This window comes from Burkholderia sp. Bp9142 (assembly GCF_003853415.1).
Taxonomy (GTDB): Bacteria; Pseudomonadota; Gammaproteobacteria; order Burkholderiales; family Burkholderiaceae; genus Burkholderia.
In genome coordinates this window covers 43,069-63,216 of sequence record NZ_QTPP01000016.1, presented here as the reverse complement: position 1 = coordinate 63,216, position 20,148 = coordinate 43,069, and the positions used below count along the sequence as shown (strand labels likewise).

Below are 20,148 nucleotides of genomic sequence, written 5' to 3'. Positions count from 1 at the left end.
GCCGGCGAACAATTGGCCGGCGGAACGGTTCGCTGTTCCGCCGGCGCGTTGTTGTCACGGCGCGGGCGAGAGCGCGCGAATCACACCTTCCTCCGCGCCGACATCGTCGGAGAGCGGCAGCACGGTCAGGCCGTCGCGCAGCGCATACGCGATCACTTCGGCGACGTTGTGCAACGACAGTTTCGACATCAGGTTCTGTCGATGCTTGCGTACCGTCAGCACGCTGAGATTCAGCTTGATGGCGATCTCCTTGCTCGAGTGTCCATTGGCAATCAGCACAAGGATTTCCTTCTCTCGCGCCGTCACCGGTGGCACGGCGCTACCGCCGGTGTTCTCGAGGACATGGGCGAGCGAGTCGCTGACATAGCGGATACCCGACAGCACCAGCGAGACCGCACGCAGCAGCTCGTCGCCATCTTCGTGTTTGAGCATGTATCCGTCGACGCCGATCGCCACGGCCGCCCGGACCGTGGCCGGATTCTGGCTGCCCGTGACCACCAGGATTCGGGTCTGCGGCGATTGCGCCTTGATTCGTTTCGCGAGGTCGATGCCGGGGAAGCCGGGTAGATCGAGGTCGAGCAGCAGCAAATCGGCCTGCGTGTCGCGCACCAGCTGATCGACCATTCGGCCGTCACCGGTTTCCCCGACGACGATCCAGTTCGCTCGCGTCCTCAGCAACAACTTCAGCCCGTCGCGAATAATGGCGTGGTCTTCGGCAAGCACGATTTTTTTCATTTTTCTTTCGCCTTCTCCCGGGGCACCCGGAAGCTCATTCCTTTGCGACAATACGATGCAACCCCGTTGCGACGGGTCACGCGGCGGGCAAGATCGACGCCCGACCCGTCCAACGTCGAATCCGCTACGCGATTTTGAAATGGCAACAAGGATAGCGCAAGAATATCGTGCCCATGTGCAGCTGGAGCTGGTCAATACGCTGTACCGACAGTCTCCGCCGATCCTGTTCGGCAACATCGCCGTGGTCAGCCTGACCACCTTTCTGTTGTGGAACGAAGTGTCGCGGCACGCGCTGCTCGCGTGGGCCGCGGCGATCTGCGTGCTGACCGCCATCCGCACGGTCATGGTCTGGCGGGATCGCCGCGCAGGCGAGCATCCTGCCGGGACGGCCACGCGCCGCGCCCGGAAATACATGCTGTTCGCGGGCATGTCCGGCTGCCTGTGGGGCGCCATGGGCGTGCTGTTCTTTTCGCCGGACAACACGATCGTGACGGCGCTCATCTGCATCGTGCTGGCCGGCATGACCGGCGGCTCGGTGGCGTCGCTCTCGTCGTGGTGGCCGACCTACGTGGCTTACGCATTGCCGACGGTGCTGCCGTTCGCGATCCGGTCGTTCATGTACGGCAGTGCGCTGTTTTCGGTGCTGGGCTTTCTGTCGCTCTTCCTGCTCGCGGTCAATCTCGCGTTCAGCCGGACGCTGCAGCGTACCGTGCGCGATGCCGTATCGCTGCGCTTCGAGAACGTCGACCTGATCCGGCAACTGACGCAGGAGAAGGAGCGCGCCGAACTCGCCAATCGCAGCAAATCGCAATTCCTGGCCGCCGCCAGCCACGACCTGCGTCAGCCGACGCATGCGCTGGGTCTCTACATCGCGACGCTGCGCGCGATGGCACGCGCGCCGAGCGTCGACGGAACCGCGCTCGACGACATCGCCGAACGGCTTCGGACCGCGTTGAAAGGCATGTCGCAATTGCTGAACGTGCTGCTGGACATTTCCCGGCTCGACGCGGGCGTGATCGACGTCGAGCCGCGCCGCTTTCCGCTGCAGCAGGAACTCGATGCGCTGGACAACCAGTTTCGTCAGGCCGCGCAGGCCAAGGGATTGACGCTCCGGATCCGGCCGACCGCTATCTGGCTGGAAACCGATGCCGTGCTGCTGCACACGATCCTGTCGAACGTATTGTCGAACGCCGTGCGCTATACGCCGGGCGGCGGCATCCTGCTGGCCTGCCGGCGGCGCGGCAACGACGTCGAGATCCAGGTCTTCGACACCGGTATCGGCATCGAGGCCGATCAACTGCCGAACATCTTCCGGGAGTTTTACCAGATCGGCAATGCGGCGCGGGACCGGGAGCAGGGGCTGGGGCTCGGGCTGGCCATCGTGCAGCGCACGGCGGTGCTGATCCATGCGCGTGTCCAGGTGCGCTCCGTCGCGGGCCGCGGCTCGCTGTTCTCGGTGCGGCTGGCCATGGCCGAACCGGTGCGGTCGCGCGACGCCGATGCGAATCGGCCGGGCAAGGGCGCGGACATCGGGCGCGGGCGGACGCGCAGAACCATCCTGGTCGTCGACGACGATCGCGACGTGCTGGCCGGCATGCAGACGCTGCTCCAGACCTGGGGGCATGCCGTGATCGCCGCGCCATCGCTGGAGCGCGCGATCGAGCTTGCCGCCTCCCGTCGCACGGAACTGGACATGATCGTGACGGACTTCAGGTTGGCGGGGCACGTGACCGGCGCCGATGTCGTCCACGGTGTGTTTCGTGTCATCGAACGCGAGATACCGGCCATCATCATCACCGGCGATACGTCGCCCGAGGGCATCCATGCCGCTTCGTCGAGCGGCTTCAGCGTGATGCACAAGCCGCTCGACCCGCAGGAAATGCAGACCTTGATCGATGCGTCGGCGTGATGGCGTGATGGCATCGTGCCCGTTTGCGCCGACACGCGAATGCGACGCGTTCGCGACGGCAGCCGGTGCGGCGACGACTGCACTACTGCATATGCGGTATTTCCCAAACGAAACGGGTGCAGTACCTTCGCACCTGCTGGCAATCGTAAAAGAACAGTTGCGCGGGGTATCGAAGAAAGCCTGGACAGCCGGGGAGACCAACCCACGGTTCGGGCCGCACGTCCGATCGAATCGGCACGGCGCCGGCACGGCCTGACATCGCGGAAAAACCGATCGGTCACAATGCGGCCGATCCTTTTCCGGGCGTCGTCCTTTCTGAAAGCATCGCGACAGGGTGCCGTGCCTGCACCCTGAATCGCGCTCACCTTGCGCATGAGCCGACCGGCTTCTCGCGGTCGAATTCCTGAACGGTCATGGCGTGGCCTCGTCGCCCGCCGGCCTGGAGCGCAACGGTTATGCAAAATCTGCCCAATATCATGGTGGCCGCGTTCCCGGCCTTCGCGGTGCTGATCGCGGTGGAAATCGGTCTCGCGGCGGTGCTCGGCCGGTCGCTGTACCGGACCCGCGACACGCTGGCGAATCTCGCGCTCGCGATCGGCGCGTTCGTCGCCAGCGTGCTGACCGGCGGACTCGTGCTGGCGGTGCTGAGCTGGGTGTACGCGCACCGGATCTTCACGATTCCGACGAACGTCTGGTGGGCGTGGGTGCTGTGCTTCTTCGCGGACGATTTCAGCTACTACTGGTTCCACCGCCTGAGTCACGAGGTGCGTTGGTTCTGGGCGTCGCATTCGGTCCACCATTCGTCGGAGCGATACAACCTGTCGGTATCGCTGCGCCAGACGTGGACGGGCACGATCACAGGATCGTTCCTGTTCTGGGCGTGGATGCCTTGGGTCGGGTTCCATCCGAAGATGATCCTGTTCATGCAGTCCGTGAGCCTGATCTACCAGTTCTGGATCCACACCGAAGCGATCGGCAAGATGCCGCGCTGGTTCGAGGCGCTGCTGAACACGCCGTCGCAGCATCGCGTCCATCACGGCAGCGATTTCGACTATCTGGATACCAACTACGCTGGCACCACGATGATCTGGGACCGGCTGTTCCGGTCGTACACGCCCGAGCGATTCACGCCGCACTACGGGCTGACGTCGAGTATCGGCACCGACAATCCGTTCAGGATCGCGTTCTACGAGTGGCGCAACATCGCGCGCGATCTCGCGAAGGCGGACAGCGTGCACACCGCGATCCAATACCTGATCCGGCCGCCGGGCTGGAGCCCCGACGGCAGTTCCCTGACGACGCGCGATGCGCGGCGTGCCGCACAGCAGGTTTCCTGAGAGGGCGATATGGCCCATACACGCGACCCACACGAACGGCGCCACGACGCGGCGCCCTCCAGCGCCGGCCGCCGGCAATTCCTCGAATACGCGGGCGCGGGGTTGTTGTCCGCGGTGCTCCCCGGATGCGGCGGCGCGGATACGATCCAGCAGCCGACCTATGGCGCGACCATCGCGGCGGGGCGGCAAACGATCCAGGCCGCGCTCGACGCACAGCCGCAGAACCTTGCCGGCATCTCGGTGGCGTTGCTCAAGGGCAATCAGGTGGTGTGGGCGCAGGCGTTCGGGAATGCCGCGGTCAACCCGGCGGTGGCTGCCACACCGACGACGCGCTACAACATCGGCTCGGTCACCAAGGTGATCGCGGCGCTGGCCGGCGTGATCCTGCAGGATCGCGGGCTGATCGACCTCGACGCGCCGATCGTCTGGTACGTGCCGTCGTTTTCGATGTTGTCGCCGCAGTACGCGCAGATCACGTCGCGTCATTTGCTGTCGCACGCGTCGGGGTTGCCCGGCCAGAACGTCGACGACATGTTCGGGTATGCGCCGATTCCGGGCTATGCGGCGGCCGCGCAGAAGGTGCTCGCCAACGAGCATCTGAATCATCCGCCGGGCCAGTTCGCGGTGTACTGCAACGACGGCTTCACGCTATTCGAACAGGTGGTCGCAGCAGTCACGGGACTGAGCTTCACCGATTTCGTTCAGCGCAACATCCTCGCGCCGCTGAACATGACGAACTCCGGCTTTCTGACCAGCGTGCCGACGCGCGGCCAATTCGCGCTGGCGTACGCGAACGGCACGCAGTACGGACAGGAATTCGCGAATCCGTACGCCACGGGCGGCCTGTCGACGACGCCGCTCGACATGATGAACCTCGCGCAACTGTTCATCGGCAACGGCCTGTTCCAGGGGCAGCGGATCGCGTCGGCGGCGGGGATCGCCGACATGCTGACGGACCAGACCAACCGGTGGCTGATCAAGTCGACCCAACTCGGTTATTCGTATGCGTATGGTCTCGGCTGGGACGACGTCGACGATCCGGTCCTGCGCGCTGCCGGCGCGGCGGGGGCGTACAAGAGCGGCGGCACGCAGTTCTTTTCGAGTCATTTCTACGTGCTGCCGGCCGCGCAAATGGCGCTGATGATCACCGGCAACACGGGCTATGACGCGGGCAGCATCGCGCCCGCGATCCTGCTGCAGGCATTGCGGGAGGACGGCAGCATCGCCGGCGCCCCCGCAAGGGTGAATGTCGGCGCGCCGGCGGCGGCTTCGTCGCCGGACGTGTCCGCGGTCAGCGGCATCTACGGCAACGAATCGGTGCCGATGAAGGTGGCCGTGAACGCGGACGGCACCCTGGCGTTGACGAAATGGAACGGCACGACGTGGACGGACGTCGGCCCGAGTACCGCGCCGTACGTGTACCGCAGCGACGGCTGGTGGTGGAGTGACGGCGATACCGTGTCGTACCGGTTCGATATCCTGCCCGGCACCGACGACGCGGGCAACGCGGTGAGCAACCGGTATCTGACCAAGCGTGTCGTCGACGGCTCCGGCTATGTGTTCCGCGTCACGCCGTACGCGCAGCAACTGCAGGCGTTGCCGGCGCTCGACGCCGCATGGCAGGCGCGCGTGAACACGTCGTGGAACGTGATCAACGAATCGGCGCAGTCGGTGTTCTCTGGCGGCAAGCTGCGCGTCTCGCTCGGCAGCCTCGACGCGCTGCCGGGCTATGTCGTGTTCGCCTACAGCACCGACGGTGGCGTCCACACCAGCTACCAGCTGTTGAAGCCGCTGGCCGACGACCGCTGCGGGATGACCGTCAGGATCCCGGTCATGCCCGGCCGCGATCTGTTCGAAATCAGCATGACGAACGTGAACGACGTCGAGACGATGGCAGCTTCCGGATGGCTGTGCCAGCGAGCGTGAGAACCAGGGGGACGGGCGCGATGAGCGACGATCGAGCCGGCTAACCTTGCAGGCAACGTCAAGATCAAGCGCTTACGGCCTCGATCGCAACGTCACATCGGCATTCGGTGTCGCGCCAACCTTTTCGAGCGCCGCCACCGCCGCGTCGTTGCCTTGCAGGATGGCGTTCTGCAGCGCGGTGCGGCCGAGCGCGTCGACGTGATCCGGGTTCGCACCATGTGCGACGAGCACCGGCAGCATGTCGAGGCGGCCGAACAGCGCGGCGAACGACAGTGCCGTTTCGCCGGCGTGATTGGTCTGGTCGATCGGGCAGTGCGTATCGGCCAGCCGCTTCGCGATCGCAGTCTCGCCCTTGAATAGCGCCCCCATCAGTGCCGTGTTGCCGTGACGGTCGCCGATGCACGGGTCTGCGCCGTTGCGCAGCAGATAGTCGAGCGTGGCAGGCTGGTCGCGGTAGGCTGCGAGGATGACGGCGGTATAGCCTTCGCGCGTCGTCGCGTCGACCGGATAACGCGCGTCGGCGAGCGACTGCAGGATGTCGATGCGGCCGACGCGTGCGGCGGCAAACCACGCATCGTCGTAGCGGCGCAGGTCGGTGTGCGCGTCGGGGCGAGGAACGGCCGCGGGCGGCGCGGTCTGCGCGCAGGCCGCGAGCACGGCGGCACCCGCGATCGCGAGCGTGCGGGAGAGGGCGGTTCGGAGTCGGTTCTTCATCAGCGATGCGCGCCGCGCGTGGCCGCGCGGCGCAATCAGGTAGGTCAGGGCGCGAAGGCCGCGCTTGCAGCCTTCGCGAGATTGCCCGATCAGTTCTCGACGAGCTTGTCGGCGAGCGATTTCACGCGGGACAGGTCGGCGTGCGTCGCGCGCGCCAGGCGCGTGCCGTAATCCGAATCGGCCCTGTAGAAGTACGACAGCATCGCGTACTTGTTCGCGTCGTTCGTCACGTGGTTCAGGTCGCCCGACAGCGCGGTCACCAGGTCCTGCCGTTCCTGCGCGGGCAGCATGCGGTAATACTCGCCCGCTTGCCGGAAGTTCAGCGTCTTGTGGATGGCGGCCTGCTGCGTCGTGCCGGACAGCGGCGTCGCCACCGACTTGTAGCGCGGGTTCTGCGCGAGTTCGTTCAGTGTCGACGGCTCGTAGTTCACTTCACCCTTGCGGTCGCCGAAGTTCATCGCGCCGTCCTGGTTGTTGTTCGTGACGGCCACGCGGGGACGGTTGATCGGCAACTGGTTGAAGTTCGCGCCGAGGCGATACATCTGCGTATCCGCGTACGAGAACATCCGGCCCTGCAGCATCCGGTCTTCCGACGGCTCGATGCCCGGCACCATCCGCGACGGGGCAAACGCGGATTCCTCGGTCGACTCGAAGTAGTTGTCCGGTACGCGGTTCAGCGTGAGCGTGCCGACCTTGCGTTCGGGAACGCCGGCCCATACCTTCGTATCGTCGAGCGGGTTGAAATCGAACGCGTCGAGTTCGGACGGCTTCAACACCTGAATGTAGAGATCCCACTTCGGCGCGTTGCCGGCCTTCAGCGCGCCATACAGATCGTTCGTCATCAGGTTCCAGTCGGCGCCGATCGAACCCGCGATGTCCTTCGGGCGCAGCCCGTGCATCCCTTGCTGGCTCTTCCAGTGGAACTTCACGTACGTGAAGTTGCCGTCGGCGTTGACGAACTTGAACGCGTGCACGCCGTAGCCGTCCATGTGCCGGTACGAATCGGGCATGCCTTCGGTCGTATACAGCCGCGTCAGCATGCTGGTCGCCTCCGGCGCATGCGCGAAGAAGTCGAACGCGAGGTTCGGGTCTTGTACGCCCGTGACGGCGCTCGGCTTGTTCGCATGAACGAAGTCAGGGAACTTGATTGCGTCGCGGATGAAGAAGATCGGCAGGTTGATCCCGACCAGATCCCAGTTGCCTTGTTCCGTGTAGAACTTCACTGCGAAACCGCGCGGGTCGCGCGCCTGCTCGGGCGAGCCGCGATAACCCATCACGGTCGAGAAGCGTACGAACACGGGCGTCTTCGTGCCGGGCGTGAAGACCTTGGCCGTCGTCAGGTCGCTGATGTCGGCGCTCGGCACGAATTCACCGAACGCGCCCGTGCCGCGGGCGTGCACGACACGCTCGGGGATGCGTTCGCGATCGAAGCGCTGGAGTTTTTCGATGAGATGCGAGTCCTGCAGGAGCGTCGGCCCGTTCGGTCCGGCCGTCTGGGAATTCTGGTTGTCGCCGACGGGCGAGCCGTTGTCGCGCGTCAGCTCGGCGGCATGCGAGGAAGAGGCCAGTGCGACGCAGGCCGCGGCAATCATGCTCTGCAAAAAACGATTCGCGGGGTAGGACATATCGATGAGGTTCCTTGGCTGAGGGGGAATGCCGACGAAATTTAATCTTGCCGGCATGGGGCAGGCCAATTGAATCTCACTAATTCCGTGATAGGTCGACGTATATCTGCGCGAATATTTCGGTTGACTGAACTATTCTCTGACGCCTTGCCAGGCGGTCATGGGGATCGGGATTCTTGATCTGTTGCCGGCACCGGTCTTGAACGTCCGCACCCGGCGTTTGCACGGTCAGACTCTGGGTGTTTGGGTGCGGATTTCGTTTCAATTACGCCTGATGGAGCGAAAGTTGAAATAATGTCGCCATTCCAGACGGCACTCCGGTTCGGCTCGGCAGCGATTTTTCATTCAAACGAATGGATTTATTTTTCTGAAAATTGAGATAAATATTGATTCAATTTGAGGTATTGTTTTATGGATTTAAAATTAATGAAGTCAAGCGATTGGCTGTCAGGGTTTACAGGTTTATTCGATTAACCATTCTGTGTAGATTCAAATCGCGGGACAACTTGAGGGCTCAAGTTTCCATGCGAATCGTCAACCGCTCGGTGATCGAAGGTCGTTTGGAAAAGTCCGCGCAATGGCAGGCCCATTTATTTCAATTGGAGCGTCTATGTCACGCGTTACCGATGTGCTCGTCTCGATCGATACCGAAACAATTCTCCAGAAATATCCGAACCCCAGCCGGGATCCAAGAAATCCGACGCTGATCGACTGGAAGCACGTGTACATGGTCACGAACCAGGACAATGTGGTTTCCGGGCAGGCGGGCGGCGAACTCGATCTGAAAGCGCAGGTCGGCGACCTGATCCGCTGGCGCGAAACGAGTCTGTCGCTGGGCTTCGAGAAGCAGGTGATCTTCTATGGCTTCATCGCCAATCAGGGCAAGGACCTGATTTCGACGCCGACGCCGCGCAAGGCCACCGCATCGATCCCGATTCCGAACCCGAGTTCGCCGTCGACGCCGACCTGCCAGAAGGTCGACAACTACTACTGGTCGTCGGAAACGCTGTCGGAAGGGCGCGTCACCTACCACTTCTACTTCCAGATCATCGACCGCAATTGCCAGTCGCTGGGTTGCTATCAGTGGGATCCGTTCATCTCGATCCACAACTGATCGCGGCAGGCGGGCGGCCGCACGGCGGTCGCCCGTGTCATTTTCTTGTTCCGGAGGAAGCGCCCATGTCTGGACTTCGTTGCGATGTACTCGCGATCGTCGACGCCGTCACGTTGCTGTCGGCTTACCCCGATGCGAGCCGGAACGCCGATGAGCCGACTGTGATCGACGGCCGGCACATCTACGTCGTGAGCCCCGGCGACACCGGACAGCTCGGCCACAACGACAGCCGGCTCTTTGCCGGCCTGCAGCCGGGCGACCAGCTCAACCTGCGCGAAACGGCGCTGGCGCTGCGCGCCGAGGTGAGCGTTCTGTTCATCCGGTTCACGTTGAAGGACGCGGGCATCGTCGCGCCGATCGTCGCGGAGCTGCGCGACGCCACGATGCCGGTGCCGAATGCCGATGATCCGCTCCAACCGGAATGCGGCCCGAGGCAAGACCACTATTGGCGCAGCGACGTGCTGGCTGAGGGCGCCACTTCATGTACGGCAGATTTCGCCGTACTTGACCGCGACGGTGCCGTTTCGGGTTATTTCCGCTGGGAGACGTCGATCGAGATCGACAGGGGCAAGCCGGATTCGAAGCAGCCGGACTTCAAGCCGTCGTCGGACCGCGACGGCAATTTCAACCTGCCGCCCAATACCGGCTTCAAGGCGATCTTCTACGCGAATGCCGCGTTCAAGCAAGACCTCAAACTGTTCATCGACGACGCGACCGAACCGGCTGCATCGTTCCTGGGGAACAGCGACGATGGCGTCAGGCTGTTCATCTTGAACTCGAGCGGCGGAAAAATCCGGATCGAGGCGTCGGCCAATGGCAAAAAATCCGCAGTGGATGCGCGATTGGCGCCGTTGTCGGCAGGTGATCGGGCCTGGCTGGGCTGGCTCGGCGCCGAGGACGGTGTCGATGCCGACTTCAACGATGGCATCGTCATCTTGCAATGGCCGATCAGCTGATGCCTCGTGTGTGCGCTGGAAGGATCGGGATCCGGTGCTCGAGCCAGCCCAATGCAGATGTCGCATGTCCCGTCGGCTGTCCGGCCAGGTTGCGTTGACGGGCAGCATTTGAAGTTGCAGGGCGCGTGCGTTCAGGAGCGGGCAGGCTGGCGTGCGCTCCTTGAATTATCGATGGTCGCGGCCGCCGGTCGGATCAGTTCGCCGAGGCATGCGAACCGCGCCGGGAATCGTGGAGGCTGGTTGGTTTAAGTCAATGCAGGTACGTCAGCGGCATTTTTGGCTTCTTGTTCATGGCTCCATTCTCAAGAGTTGGAGCCTCCACCAAACCCGGTGTGGCTCAGGGCGTGAAGATAGTAACGGGGCGAATCACAGTTCCGGTCTCTTCGCGTAGTACCGAGTAGCTCAGCGCGGTGTGAACAATCATCTGTCAATCACGCGCCCACTCCGACCCAACGGAACAACTGCGCACCGTACGATGCGCTCGCGATCAACAGGGCGATTGTCAGTCCGACGTTCCACGCAAGAAGCATCATCGTGGCGTCGAGCGGATGATAGAGCGACAGCGCCACCGCCGTCATCGCAGAGACGGCCAGGCTTCCTGCCATGGCCACCGGCACCGGCGCGAGGCGTGCGACATGGCGCAGCATGATCAGCAGCGTCAACGAAAGCGGCACGCCGGTGAGCGCGAGCGTCGCGAAGCAGCGGGCCGTTTCACCTGGCGACAGGCCGTCAGGGCCGATTTCGACCCAATTGGTCAGGCAACCGTAGCCGATCGTCGAGAGCCAGACGAGCAAGGCCGGCGACGGCAGCAACACCCATCGCAGCGAGCGTCCCGGCACGCTCGCAACGAACGCGCCGACGGCGGCCAGAATCCCTGTTGCCGCAGCCGCCACGATGCCGGTGACGAACACGTGCTCGTGCAACTTCAACGACAGATCCGGTCGCAAGCCGTGCGCGACGGCGATGGCCACGAGCAGCAGCGCCGCGAACGCCAGCCAGCCAGTCGCTCGCCACAGCGGCCGGCGCAGCGGGCGGACCGGCGTGCTGTCCGCCACCAGCGATTCGATCAGCTCGGAGGTCGACCGTTTCATTCGCCTGTCCCTTTTCTCACCAGCAATTTGCGCAATGTCTTGATCCCGCGATGGACCGCGACCTTCAAGGCGGCAACCGTCATGCCGCTCGCGACGGCCGCTTCCTTCAACGACATCTCCTCGAGTTTGAGCATCCGGATCGCCTCGCGCTGGCCCAGCGGCAACCGGGCGAGTGCGTCGCGCAGCACCTGCGCATCCGCCGCCTCTTCCATAAGATTCGCTCCGTCACCCGCCAAGGTTTCGTGGTCGGGGTCGAGCGGCATCTCGCGCGATGCGGCGCGGCCTTGGCGACGCAGCGCATCGACGATGCGGCGACTCGCGATCGACACCAGCCACGGCCCGAACGGCCGCTCGGGCGCGTAGGTGTGACGCACCTGATGGAGGGTGACCAGAATGTCCTGCACCACGTCCTCAATGGTGTCGGGGTGAACGCCGTGGCGCGCCGCGAGCCGCCTCAGGTATGGGGCGATGCTCTCGAGCAGCCGGCGGTAGGCTTCGCGGTCTCCGATCTGTGCGCACGCCATCAGCATCGACCAGTCGGGCGATCCATCCTCCCGGATCGCTGCCCGTTCGCCGCCGACTTCCGGCCCGGCCGCCGGCTGGACCAGGCGGATACGCTTTGCACGAGGGCGTTCTTCGTCAGTCATTCCCAAGGTATCCCGCTACAAGGTCCGGCGCAGCAAATTATCCGGCACGCTGCGTAACCTTTAGTCGCGGCAGAGCGAATTTTCTGACAAGGTCGCGCATCGCGCGATCCCCACATCAGGAGAAGACACCATGAGTAAATCCGCTTCGGCCATTTCCTCCCTGTCCGCCGCGATCGGACTCGCGCTTGCCATGCAAGCCACTCCGGGACAGGCGCAGGGTATGAAGGATATGAGCAATATGCCTCAGGTCGTGAAGGACAACATGGCCAGGATGGCACAAAACCACCTGGAAAAATGCTACGGCGTGAACGCGGTCGCCAAGAACGACTGCGCCGAGGGTGCGCATTCGTGCGCGGGCCAAGCCACGCAGGCCCGTGATGCGAAGTCATTCGTGCTGCTGCCGGCCGGCGACTGCAGCAAGATTGCCGGCGGCAAGCTCAAGGCCGGTTGACGACCCGCATCATGAGCGTATCCGTGCCGCATCAGCCGACGCCGCGCCCGGTTCCGGCCCGGGCGGGCGTCGGGCTGCGCTTCCGGCACCATCAGCCCGTCCTTGACGAGCGGCCAGCCGTCGGATGGTTCGAGGTGCACACGGAGAACTACATGGGCGGCGGGACGGCGTCGCGATGCCTGGACGCGATTCGTCGCGATTACCCGCTGTCACTACATGGCGTGGGCTTGTCCCTCGGCAGCGCGGACGGGCTGGACGCCCGGCATCTCGCACGGGTGCGTGCAGCAGTGCGGCGCTTTGAGCCCGATCTGGTTTCCGAGCATGTGTCGTGGAGCGCGGTGGGTGGCAGCTATCTGGCGGACCTGCTGCCCTTGCCGATGACCGAAGAGGCATTGGAGGTCGTGTGCCGGCATGTGGACCAGGTTCAGGCCGCGCTCGGGCGGCCGATTCTGGTGGAGAACCCGTCCACCTATTTGCGCTACGTCCACTCGACCATTCCGGAGTGGGAATTTCTTTCGGAAATCGCGAGGCGCACAGGATGCGGTCTGCTTTGCGACGTGAACAACATCTACGTCAGCGCTTGTAATCATGGCTGGGATCCGCAGACCTATCTCGCTGCGCTGCCGCCGGCGGCGATCGGCGAAATCCATCTCGCCGGCCATAGCACGAGGCGGCTCGAGAACGGCCGGACGCTGCGCATCGACGATCATGGATCGCGCGTCGCATCCGCTGTCTGGACACTCTACGAAGCGGCGCTGCGGCGTTTTGGCCCGGTGCCGACGCTGATCGAATGGGATACCGACGTGCCACCGATCGAGGTTCTGATCCAGGAAGCGGCCATCGCGGATTCGCTACGGGAGGCGCTTTCGAAATGAAACCGCACACGCCTTCGCTCGCTGAACTGCAACATATCTTCAGCCGCAACCTGCTGCGCGATGCCGATCACGACGCGAATGACGACATCGCCGCCGTGGTGCTCGGCGATGGGCTGGCGCCACAGGCGCGCCTGAACATCTACCGGAATACGGCGCTGAGCGTGCTGACCAATGCGCTGCGCCTGAGCTTTCCGGCCGTGCAGCGTCTGGTCGGCCCCGAATTCTTCGACGGCGCCGCGCGCCTGTTCTGCGGTGCGGCGCCGCCGGATAGCGCGTGGCTGGACGAATACGGCGCACGGTTTCCCGGGTTTCTCGCGCGAATGCCGCAGGCCGCTTCGCTGCCGTATCTGGGCGACGTTGCACGCCTCGAATGGCAAGTCAATCTCGCGCTTCACGCGCCGGACGATCCAATACTCGAGCTTGCCCGCCTCGCGGGGCTCGACGACGTCGTGCTGGGCGAGTTGCGGTTGCGGCCCCATCCAGCTGCACGGCTGCTCTGCTGCGACTTTCCCGCCGATGCGATCTGGCGCGCCGTGCTTGGGCACGACGATACGGCCCTGCGCGCGATCCGGCTCGAAGACGGGCCCGTGCACCTGCTCGTGCAGTGCACGGCCGAAGGTGTGGAGACGCTCCGTTTGAGTGTTGCCGAATGGCGGATCACCACAGCGCTCTTCGCGGGCGAAGCGATGAGTGCTGCACTGGCGGCCGCTCCGGAAGCGGACGGACACGCGCTGATCGCTACCTGTCTCGCGCGCGGATGTTTTGCTGAAGCGTCGCAGTCGGCGAACGGCTGCCTGTTCGACGGAGGATCACCGACATGACTCGCCTGTCCCAAACCGCCCATACCTGGGCGAGCGCCGGCGACGCGCTACTGCGCGCCGTGCAGATGCTCGAGCGCGTCCCTTACTGGCTGCTCGCCATTCCGCTGCGGATCGCGGTGGCCACCATCTTCTGGAACTCGGCGATGACCAAGCTCGCGAACTGGGACGCCGCCCTGCAGCTCTTTACGGACGAGTACCGGTTACCGTTGTTGCCGCCCGACGTCGCCGCCTACATGGCCGTGTCGATCGAGCTCAGTATGCCGTTGCTCCTTGTATTGGGCTTCGCTACCCGACCCGCCGCGCTGGTGCTGATCGGCATGACCGCGGTGATCGAAATTTTCGTCTATCCGCTGGCCTGGCCCACCCACATTCAATGGACGGCGATGCTACTCGTGCTGCTGTGCCGCGGCGCGGGATTGCTATCGATCGATCACGTGGTGCGCACGCGCTGGCTCCAGCGGACTCCGGCAGAAAAGTGAGCTGCAGGCCTTGACCCTGGCGTGTGCTCCAGAGTCAATCGTGAAGTAGATTAGGGGGAAATTCATCGGACCATCTTCCCGACATCGTGGTCGGTTCACGGAGGTGAGAAATGACCGCCAAACGTAGGGTCGAAGTGTTCAGCGCAGGCTGCGCCGTCTGCAACGACACGGTGGCGATGGTACGACGGCTTGCCTGCCCGTCATGTGAGGTACTGGTGCTCGATATGCACGATGCGCAGGTCGCGGACCGCGCCCGTCAGCTCGGCATCCGCTCAGTGCCGGCCGTGGTGATCGACGGACAACTCGCAAGTTGCTGTGCCGGCCGGGGTGTGGAAGAGCAGAGTCTACGGGCGGCAGGGCTCGGACAGCCGTAGCGCCATGCTGACCATTGGCAAGCTGGCCGTCGAGTCGGGCACGAGCCGCGATGCGCTGAGCTATCACGAGCGCGAGGGGCTGCTCGCGCCGGCGGCGAAAACAGGCGCGGGCTACCGCTTCAATGACCTTCAGCCGATCCACTTCACGCATCGTCATGGTGATCGTCCCAGTCGCGGCCCGTGCTCACGCAATTGACCGACCAATCGCCGGATCTGCCGCGTCGTCAGCCCGAGCCGTTCGGCTGCGCGGCCAGGCCTCAGGCCCAAATCCACTACAGCCTGGATTACCTTCAGACGGTCGAGTTCTCGCATGTTCAATGTCACCAGTGCTGTTCGGTGCATCGCCGGCTCCATGATCTGACGGGGAGCCGGCAAGCTTACCGAGGTCCAAACGCGACATTTCTAAATGGCTAGAACACGACATTTCTAAAAAGCTACTACAAACTTAACTTCGATAATTCACGTTATGTCAAGTTGTTTGAGCGCTTCGTACTCTGTCTCAATCGCCTTCGGGACATGTCCAGTGTTTGAGCTTGCGCAGGAAAGTGCTTGAAAAGCGAGTGGGAATTTGCTTGTCGGGAAACATCACTATCAATCGGTTACGTGCAACTGTTAATCTGTTTTTCGCCTGATCCAAGCTCTTCTGAGTGTAGTTGGCTCGATACAAATGTATGACCTGTTCAACCGGACTGCGACGTACCAGCGTATCGCACGGTTCCAGGGCGCCTCTGGCCTTTTGGAAACAAGGCCGACGCTCGGACAGAAGCGTTCCGCCGCTACTCAGGTTCAGCGCGTTTTCCGTGTGGTCTCCTCCAGGAACATTGAACGTAAATTCGTAGGAGCCGTCGGGCCGTAATATTCCGCCAAAATTCTGGTAGCCCTCAAGAATGCTCTCGCGGATACGAGGATCTCCAGAGTTCCATCCATCGCGCATCCACTGCGTTCCCATTTCTCCCAGCGGATGCGAGAGAAACCCCGGTATCTGAACCAGTTCGAAATTGTTAGCCAGGCCGGAGGGATCGGACCAGCGAATGATATTCGGAGCATACGCGTAAAGATTGTGTCCCCCCAGAAGCCCGATGGGATCCGGACTGATGAATTGTCGAGTGGGACAATCGTAGTAGCGGTTCCGATTATAGTGCAGCCCCGTTTCCGAGTCGAAGTATTGCCCCTGCAGTCGAAGCGGCTGAATCGCATCGTCAGGCGAAGCGACAGCGTTGATACCGCATCCGCTGGCATGATCGCCCTCCCATGCAATCTGCCCGGACGAATCGATAGCGCGAATCGGCATACCGTTGGGTGCCGTGTCGAAGTAATGCCAGACTGGACCTGATGTAACGGATTGCTGTGGCTCGACCTGCGCCGAATCCGCCCGGTTTTGTGCGGTGGATAAATGCGTCGATGCAAGTGGCCAGGACGTTCCGGGATAGCAGATCCATTCTCGAATCGAACTGGCATCATCATCCACAGACACCGATTCGCCAATGAGCGTATCCCCGTCCCAGAAGAAGCGGCAGTGCCGAGAGGTCACATGGCCCCGGCCCGAAAAAGACGTAGACTTTCGGATACGTCGGTGAAACACGTCATACTCGTAATTGACGCGGAAGGTCATCGCCTCATGCCCGGCGATCGTCGGGTGGCGTGTGGTGATCGTCTCCGTTAATAATCCATCTCCATCCCAGCGCAGCATGAGCGTTTGTTCTGCACTCCGTTTGGTGATGAGATGCCCCGCCCTGTCGAACGCATAGTGGCAGCCGTCGTAATTTCCGTATCGAGACCAGGCATTGCTCTGCAAGGCGTCCCCCATCTCAGTGCTTTCGCGAACTTGAGTTCCGAGCAGGTTGCCTGCCAGATCATGGGAAAACCGATGGATCCTCCCTGCCGGATCCAGGTATGCCGTGATTTTTCCTGCTGGATCGTATTGAAATCGGTCGATGCCGGCGCGCCTGTCACGCTTCTCGATCAGTTCGCCCTTTGCATCATGGAAGTATTCGGCAACAAAGAACGCGCCGGTATGAGTGGAAATGACTTGCTTCGCGAGCGCTCCATCCGATGTATATGTCGACTCTCGTCGTGCAGCGTCACCCAGGCGTTCGTCGACGATCTGTCCGCGCTCGTTTCTTTCGAATACGATGGGTGTCGCGCCGTCAACCTGAATCGATGCGACATTGCCGGACAAATCATAGATATAACGCACACAGCGCGAAACTGTTTCACCACCTACCTCCATGCGCGTCCGACGTTCGATGCGGTTGCCCTCCCAGTCATAGCGATGGACGATTTCGAAGCCGTCGTCATGCGATTCCCTGACCAGTCGTCCGGCCTCGTCGTAACGAAAATCGATACGGCTATCGGCACATTCGGTGGCCACCAGGCAGCCGTGAGCGTCATACCGGAATGTTTCGACGCGACATTCGCCAGCATTTCCTGCACCGGGAACCCGCTTTTGCGTTACGCGCCCGATCACATCGACCTCATAGTGGATGGAGCGTCCCAGTGCATCCGTATTGCGAATCAAGCGGTCAGCCGCATCGTATTCGTAGTGACGTGCCTGCTCCCAGAAGTCGATTTCTTGTACGATTCGGCCCAACGCGTCGCGTTGCAGGCGATACACTTGACCGAGTTCGTTGACGACCGCAATCAATTGACCTTCGAGGTCGTATTGATATTCGATCATGCTGCCGTCCGGCATGAACTGCCTGGCGGGTCGCCCCAATGCGGAATATTCGAACTCGGTTACGTTGCCGCCGGAGTCGCTCAGCCGAATCAGATTGCCGCTCGCGTCGTAGCTGCAACGAATTTCACGACCGGACGACTCGGCTGCACGACACAGGTTACCGCTACGGTCGTATTCGTAGTCGCTTACCTGTCCCGACGGACTGACGATATGTACCAAATTCCCACGGCCATCGTGAAAATACCGTGTTTGATTACCGCGTTCGTCCGTTATTGATGAAATGTTACCGTCGCGATCGAAGCTGAATTGCTTGACCGCGCCACGAGGGCTCGTGTGCGACAGGAGTTGACCATGAAGGTCGTACTCGTATCGCGAAGTCGCCTGACCCGGCGATGTTTGCGCGAGCAGGTTTCCACGCTCGCTCCATTGGTAACGCCATTGACGCCCACCTTGAGCGGTTACGCATATCGGCCGGTGTTCGACGTCATACTCGGTTCGTACCACGCCGCCGTCCTGATGTTTCTGGACAAGCAAGTTGGCGAACCTGTCGTATTCCCACGAGAGTATGCGTCCCAGCGGGTCAGTTTCGGAACTCGTTCGCCCTTGGGCGTCGTATCGATAGCTGGTCGTGCCGCCAAGGCCGTCGATTTCGGCCACAGGCATGCTACGTTCATTGAGTTGCAAGATGGTCGTGTAACCCAGTGAATTGGTCGCACGCGTTTCCATGTGCTGCGTATCATAGACAAATCGATAATCGAGCAGCCCACCGTCTCCCCAGGCGTGCTCGACACGCCATACTTCATCATCATCCTGACGATAGTCGTAATGGAAAGCGGTGCCCCGTGGGCTCGCGTGACGCACCATCCGATGATTGGCGTCATACGAAAACAGATGTGGGAATGCCATCGCATCGACTACCGCGATCAGATTCTTCCGGTAGTCGTGCTCGTATGTCACAAGCCGATATGTGCGCCGATCCGCGTCAACCAGTGTCAACGTCGTCAGCAGCCGGTCGGCTCCGTCTCTGGATACATCGCATTCGATCGTGCGTCCCGTAGCGTTGTGACCTTCGCATTCCACGATACGCAGTAGAGCGCCATCACGTTCACGCTCGAATTCCCATGCGTTATCGTGACAATCAGCGATGCGAGCGAGAAGCAGCGGGATGCGAGTATCGGCGTCCAATCTGGCGGTCGCAAGTTGCCAGCGAGCCGGAAGCGGGAATTCGAATGTAATGCCTTCGCGCGTGCGCAGTACCAACCGGTCGCTTCGTCGGTAAAGCGCGTGGCCATGCTGCCAATCATATACACGTGCGGACCAGCCCTCGTCGTCTGGTGCCATGTCGAAGGCAGTGACTTGGCCGGGAAAGTACGCTACAACGCCGATCGCACCGTCGTGCCGAATCAGTTCCAGTCGAATGTCGGCCGGAGTCTGCCAACCGAATCCCGTCGTGCCAACATATCGATCATTACTCGCATAGCATCGCTCCCACTTGAGTATCAGACGTCCTGACACAGAGAAATCGAGCTGGCGCGTGACGACTTCTCCAGTGGTCATATCAACCGGATCGGCGCCCAGCACCTTGCACCGCAAGAAACCCGGCTTCAAATGCAGCTTGTCCGCCAGCGTCTTCGCCCACTCCGACCCGCGGAACGCCTTGAACAAGCCCTTCGCAAGCGCCGCCATGTTGACGATCGGCGGCCCGCCCACCAGCACGGGTCGTCCGGTCGGAATCGGCAGCATGAATGACGTCGGCAACGACAAATGCTCGCGCTTCGTATGCGCGCCGTTGTGCGTCGGCGGCTCCAGCCCGACCGCCCAGCAACTCATCGCCGGCAGCGCCAGAAACGCCATCGGGTCGTTGTTCGCGAGCACGGTCTTGCTGCCCATGTACGCTTCCGCGTCGTTCGATGGGTCCGGATCGGGGGGCGCGAACGATTCGCCGAGCGGGAAATGCAGCGCAGGCGCATGGAATGCGTGCGTGCCGGCAGTAGCACGCAGCATTCCGTTCACGAAGATCGGCCGACTTGCGATACTGCCCATCCCGACGCCCGCACCCACCGCGTTTGCGATATCGCCCGCAGTCTTTGCACCCTTCAGCGCTTGCGCAACAGTCGGATCCTTCGCCAATTTTTGAAGCTCACCGGAGACGTCATTGACCGTGTCGTCGAGTTTCTTCGCGTCATCCGGATGGTCTTCGAGATACTCGACCGCCTTCTCCTGGACGATCGTGAAGGCGATCGCGCCGATGACGCCCAAGGCGGCGTTCACATATTCGCGCAGGTCCAGCATGAACCCGATATGGGGGTGCGGCAGAAACACGGGCGTCGGGCTCGGCGCCACCAACACCGAATGCAGGTCGACACCGACGACCGGATCGAGATGCTTGACCGCGGGCAATCCCATACGCGTCTCCG

17 protein-coding genes and 1 pseudogene are annotated in these 20,148 nt (G+C 62.4%); 11 read left to right on the top strand and 7 right to left on the bottom strand.

Annotated elements, in window-relative coordinates:
* Positions 1-54 precede the first annotated feature (54 nt).
* Positions 55-735: a response regulator transcription factor gene (locus tag DIE22_RS19180; RefSeq protein ID WP_124605885.1), complete on the bottom strand. Its 681-nt coding sequence runs from the start codon at positions 733-735 to the stop codon at positions 55-57.
* 139 nt (positions 736-874) lie between these two features.
* Here DIE22_RS19180 and DIE22_RS19175 point away from each other — a divergent pair, with 139 nt between their 5' ends.
* From DIE22_RS19175 to DIE22_RS19165, 3 genes are all read left to right on the top strand, one after another.
* Positions 875-2,644 (top strand): hybrid sensor histidine kinase/response regulator, encoded by a 1,770-nt coding sequence (locus tag DIE22_RS19175; RefSeq protein ID WP_124605884.1) that lies wholly within the window; start codon positions 875-877, stop codon positions 2,642-2,644.
* A gap of 455 nt (positions 2,645-3,099) precedes the next feature.
* Positions 3,100-3,981, top strand: coding sequence for a sterol desaturase family protein (locus tag DIE22_RS19170; protein WP_124605883.1), 882 nt, complete (start codon positions 3,100-3,102; stop codon positions 3,979-3,981).
* Between the two features lie 9 nt (positions 3,982-3,990).
* Positions 3,991-5,907 carry a serine hydrolase gene (locus DIE22_RS19165; protein WP_124605882.1) on the top strand — a complete coding sequence of 639 codons (1,917 nt, stop codon included), beginning with the start codon at positions 3,991-3,993 and terminating at the stop codon, positions 5,905-5,907.
* A gap of 72 nt (positions 5,908-5,979) precedes the next feature.
* On the opposite strand, the gene DIE22_RS19160 is transcribed toward DIE22_RS19165, so the two are convergent.
* Both DIE22_RS19160 and DIE22_RS19155 read right to left on the bottom strand, forming a co-directional pair.
* Complete coding sequence (locus tag DIE22_RS19160; RefSeq protein WP_124605881.1) at positions 5,980-6,621, bottom strand: ankyrin repeat domain-containing protein; 642 nt, start codon at positions 6,619-6,621, stop codon at positions 5,980-5,982.
* Between the two features lie 89 nt (positions 6,622-6,710).
* Positions 6,711-8,213, bottom strand: a complete 1,503-nt coding sequence (locus DIE22_RS19155; protein WP_409410197.1) for a catalase — start codon at positions 8,211-8,213, stop codon at positions 6,711-6,713.
* Between the two features lie 643 nt (positions 8,214-8,856).
* On the opposite strand from DIE22_RS19155, the gene DIE22_RS19150 reads away from it, so the two are divergent.
* Together DIE22_RS19150 and DIE22_RS19145 are read left to right on the top strand one after the other, a co-directional pair.
* Positions 8,857-9,360: an inclusion body family protein gene (locus DIE22_RS19150; RefSeq protein ID WP_124605879.1), complete on the top strand. Its 504-nt coding sequence runs from the start codon at positions 8,857-8,859 to the stop codon at positions 9,358-9,360.
* A gap of 65 nt (positions 9,361-9,425) precedes the next feature.
* Complete coding sequence (locus DIE22_RS19145; protein WP_124605878.1) at positions 9,426-10,316, top strand: AidA/PixA family protein; 891 nt, start codon at positions 9,426-9,428, stop codon at positions 10,314-10,316.
* A 431-nt stretch (positions 10,317-10,747) separates the two neighbouring features.
* Here the strand turns inward: DIE22_RS19145 and DIE22_RS19140 are convergent, their stop codons facing one another.
* Both DIE22_RS19140 and DIE22_RS19135 read right to left on the bottom strand, forming a co-directional pair.
* Positions 10,748-11,407, bottom strand: coding sequence for an NrsF family protein (locus DIE22_RS19140; protein ID WP_124495982.1), 660 nt, complete (start codon positions 11,405-11,407; stop codon positions 10,748-10,750).
* The gene (locus DIE22_RS19135; RefSeq protein WP_124495980.1) at positions 11,404-12,054 is read right to left on the bottom strand and encodes a sigma-70 family RNA polymerase sigma factor; all 651 of its coding nucleotides are present in this window, start codon (positions 12,052-12,054) and stop codon (positions 11,404-11,406) included. The genes DIE22_RS19140 and DIE22_RS19135 overlap by 4 nt, the downstream gene beginning before the upstream one ends.
* 130 nt (positions 12,055-12,184) lie before the next feature.
* On the opposite strand from DIE22_RS19135, the gene DIE22_RS19130 reads away from it, so the two are divergent.
* The 6 genes from DIE22_RS19130 (at position 12,185) to DIE22_RS19105 (ending at position 15,250) form a co-directional block, all read left to right on the top strand.
* The gene (locus tag DIE22_RS19130; protein WP_124495978.1) at positions 12,185-12,505 is read left to right on the top strand and encodes a DUF2282 domain-containing protein; all 321 of its coding nucleotides are present in this window, start codon (positions 12,185-12,187) and stop codon (positions 12,503-12,505) included.
* 11 nt (positions 12,506-12,516) lie between these two features.
* On the top strand, positions 12,517-13,380 hold the full coding sequence (locus tag DIE22_RS19125; RefSeq protein ID WP_124605877.1) for a DUF692 domain-containing protein: 864 nt from the start codon (positions 12,517-12,519) through the stop codon (positions 13,378-13,380).
* Positions 13,377-14,201 carry a DNA-binding domain-containing protein gene (locus tag DIE22_RS19120; protein WP_124605876.1) on the top strand — a complete coding sequence of 275 codons (825 nt, stop codon included), beginning with the start codon at positions 13,377-13,379 and terminating at the stop codon, positions 14,199-14,201. Before DIE22_RS19125 ends, DIE22_RS19120 begins: the two co-directional genes overlap by 4 nt.
* Positions 14,198-14,680 (top strand): DoxX family protein, encoded by a 483-nt coding sequence (locus tag DIE22_RS19115; protein ID WP_124605875.1) that lies wholly within the window; start codon positions 14,198-14,200, stop codon positions 14,678-14,680. The genes DIE22_RS19120 and DIE22_RS19115 overlap by 4 nt, the downstream gene beginning before the upstream one ends.
* 110 nt (positions 14,681-14,790) lie before the next feature.
* Positions 14,791-15,054 (top strand): thioredoxin family protein, encoded by a 264-nt coding sequence (locus DIE22_RS19110; RefSeq protein WP_124605874.1) that lies wholly within the window; start codon positions 14,791-14,793, stop codon positions 15,052-15,054.
* A gap of 4 nt (positions 15,055-15,058) precedes the next feature.
* Positions 15,059-15,250 (top strand): MerR family transcriptional regulator, encoded by a 192-nt coding sequence (locus DIE22_RS19105; RefSeq protein ID WP_124605873.1) that lies wholly within the window; start codon positions 15,059-15,061, stop codon positions 15,248-15,250.
* Here DIE22_RS19105 and DIE22_RS19100 read toward each other — a convergent pair.
* Together DIE22_RS19100 and DIE22_RS19095 are read right to left on the bottom strand one after the other, a co-directional pair.
* Positions 15,229-15,396: pseudogene (locus DIE22_RS19100) on the bottom strand (helix-turn-helix domain-containing protein); the annotation flags it as partial. The gene DIE22_RS19105 and the pseudogene DIE22_RS19100 overlap by 22 nt on opposite strands.
* A gap of 157 nt (positions 15,397-15,553) precedes the next feature.
* Positions 15,554-20,137, bottom strand: a complete 4,584-nt coding sequence (locus DIE22_RS19095; RefSeq protein WP_124605872.1) for an RHS repeat-associated core domain-containing protein — start codon at positions 20,135-20,137, stop codon at positions 15,554-15,556.
* Between the last annotated feature and the right edge of the window lie 11 nt (positions 20,138-20,148).

Bases quoted from the DNA above. Each gene is read 5' to 3' on its own strand.
- DIE22_RS19170 (WP_124605883.1), top strand. From the start codon at position 3,100: ATGCAAAATCTGCCCAATATCATGGTGGCCGCGTTCCCGGCCTTCGCG.
- DIE22_RS19125 (WP_124605877.1), top strand. From the start codon at position 12,517: ATGAGCGTATCCGTGCCGCATCAGCCGACGCCGCGCCCGGTTCCGGCC.
- DIE22_RS19180 (WP_124605885.1), bottom strand. From the start codon at position 735: ATGAAAAAAATCGTGCTTGCCGAAGACCACGCCATTATTCGCGACGGG.
- DIE22_RS19175 (WP_124605884.1), top strand. From the start codon at position 875: ATGGCAACAAGGATAGCGCAAGAATATCGTGCCCATGTGCAGCTGGAG.
- DIE22_RS19145 (WP_124605878.1), top strand. From the start codon at position 9,426: ATGTCTGGACTTCGTTGCGATGTACTCGCGATCGTCGACGCCGTCACG.
- DIE22_RS19115 (WP_124605875.1), top strand. From the start codon at position 14,198: ATGACTCGCCTGTCCCAAACCGCCCATACCTGGGCGAGCGCCGGCGAC.
- DIE22_RS19120 (WP_124605876.1), top strand. From the start codon at position 13,377: ATGAAACCGCACACGCCTTCGCTCGCTGAACTGCAACATATCTTCAGC.
- DIE22_RS19160 (WP_124605881.1), bottom strand. From the start codon at position 6,621: ATGAAGAACCGACTCCGAACCGCCCTCTCCCGCACGCTCGCGATCGCG.
- DIE22_RS19165 (WP_124605882.1), top strand. From the start codon at position 3,991: ATGGCCCATACACGCGACCCACACGAACGGCGCCACGACGCGGCGCCC.
- DIE22_RS19140 (WP_124495982.1), bottom strand. From the start codon at position 11,407: ATGAAACGGTCGACCTCCGAGCTGATCGAATCGCTGGTGGCGGACAGC.
- DIE22_RS19105 (WP_124605873.1), top strand. From the start codon at position 15,059: ATGCTGACCATTGGCAAGCTGGCCGTCGAGTCGGGCACGAGCCGCGAT.
- DIE22_RS19095 (WP_124605872.1), bottom strand. From the start codon at position 20,137: ATGGGATTGCCCGCGGTCAAGCATCTCGATCCGGTCGTCGGTGTCGAC.
- DIE22_RS19135 (WP_124495980.1), bottom strand. From the start codon at position 12,054: ATGACTGACGAAGAACGCCCTCGTGCAAAGCGTATCCGCCTGGTCCAG.
- DIE22_RS19150 (WP_124605879.1), top strand. From the start codon at position 8,857: ATGTCACGCGTTACCGATGTGCTCGTCTCGATCGATACCGAAACAATT.
- DIE22_RS19110 (WP_124605874.1), top strand. From the start codon at position 14,791: ATGACCGCCAAACGTAGGGTCGAAGTGTTCAGCGCAGGCTGCGCCGTC.
- DIE22_RS19155 (WP_409410197.1), bottom strand. From the start codon at position 8,213: ATGATTGCCGCGGCCTGCGTCGCACTGGCCTCTTCCTCGCATGCCGCC.
- DIE22_RS19130 (WP_124495978.1), top strand. From the start codon at position 12,185: ATGAGTAAATCCGCTTCGGCCATTTCCTCCCTGTCCGCCGCGATCGGA.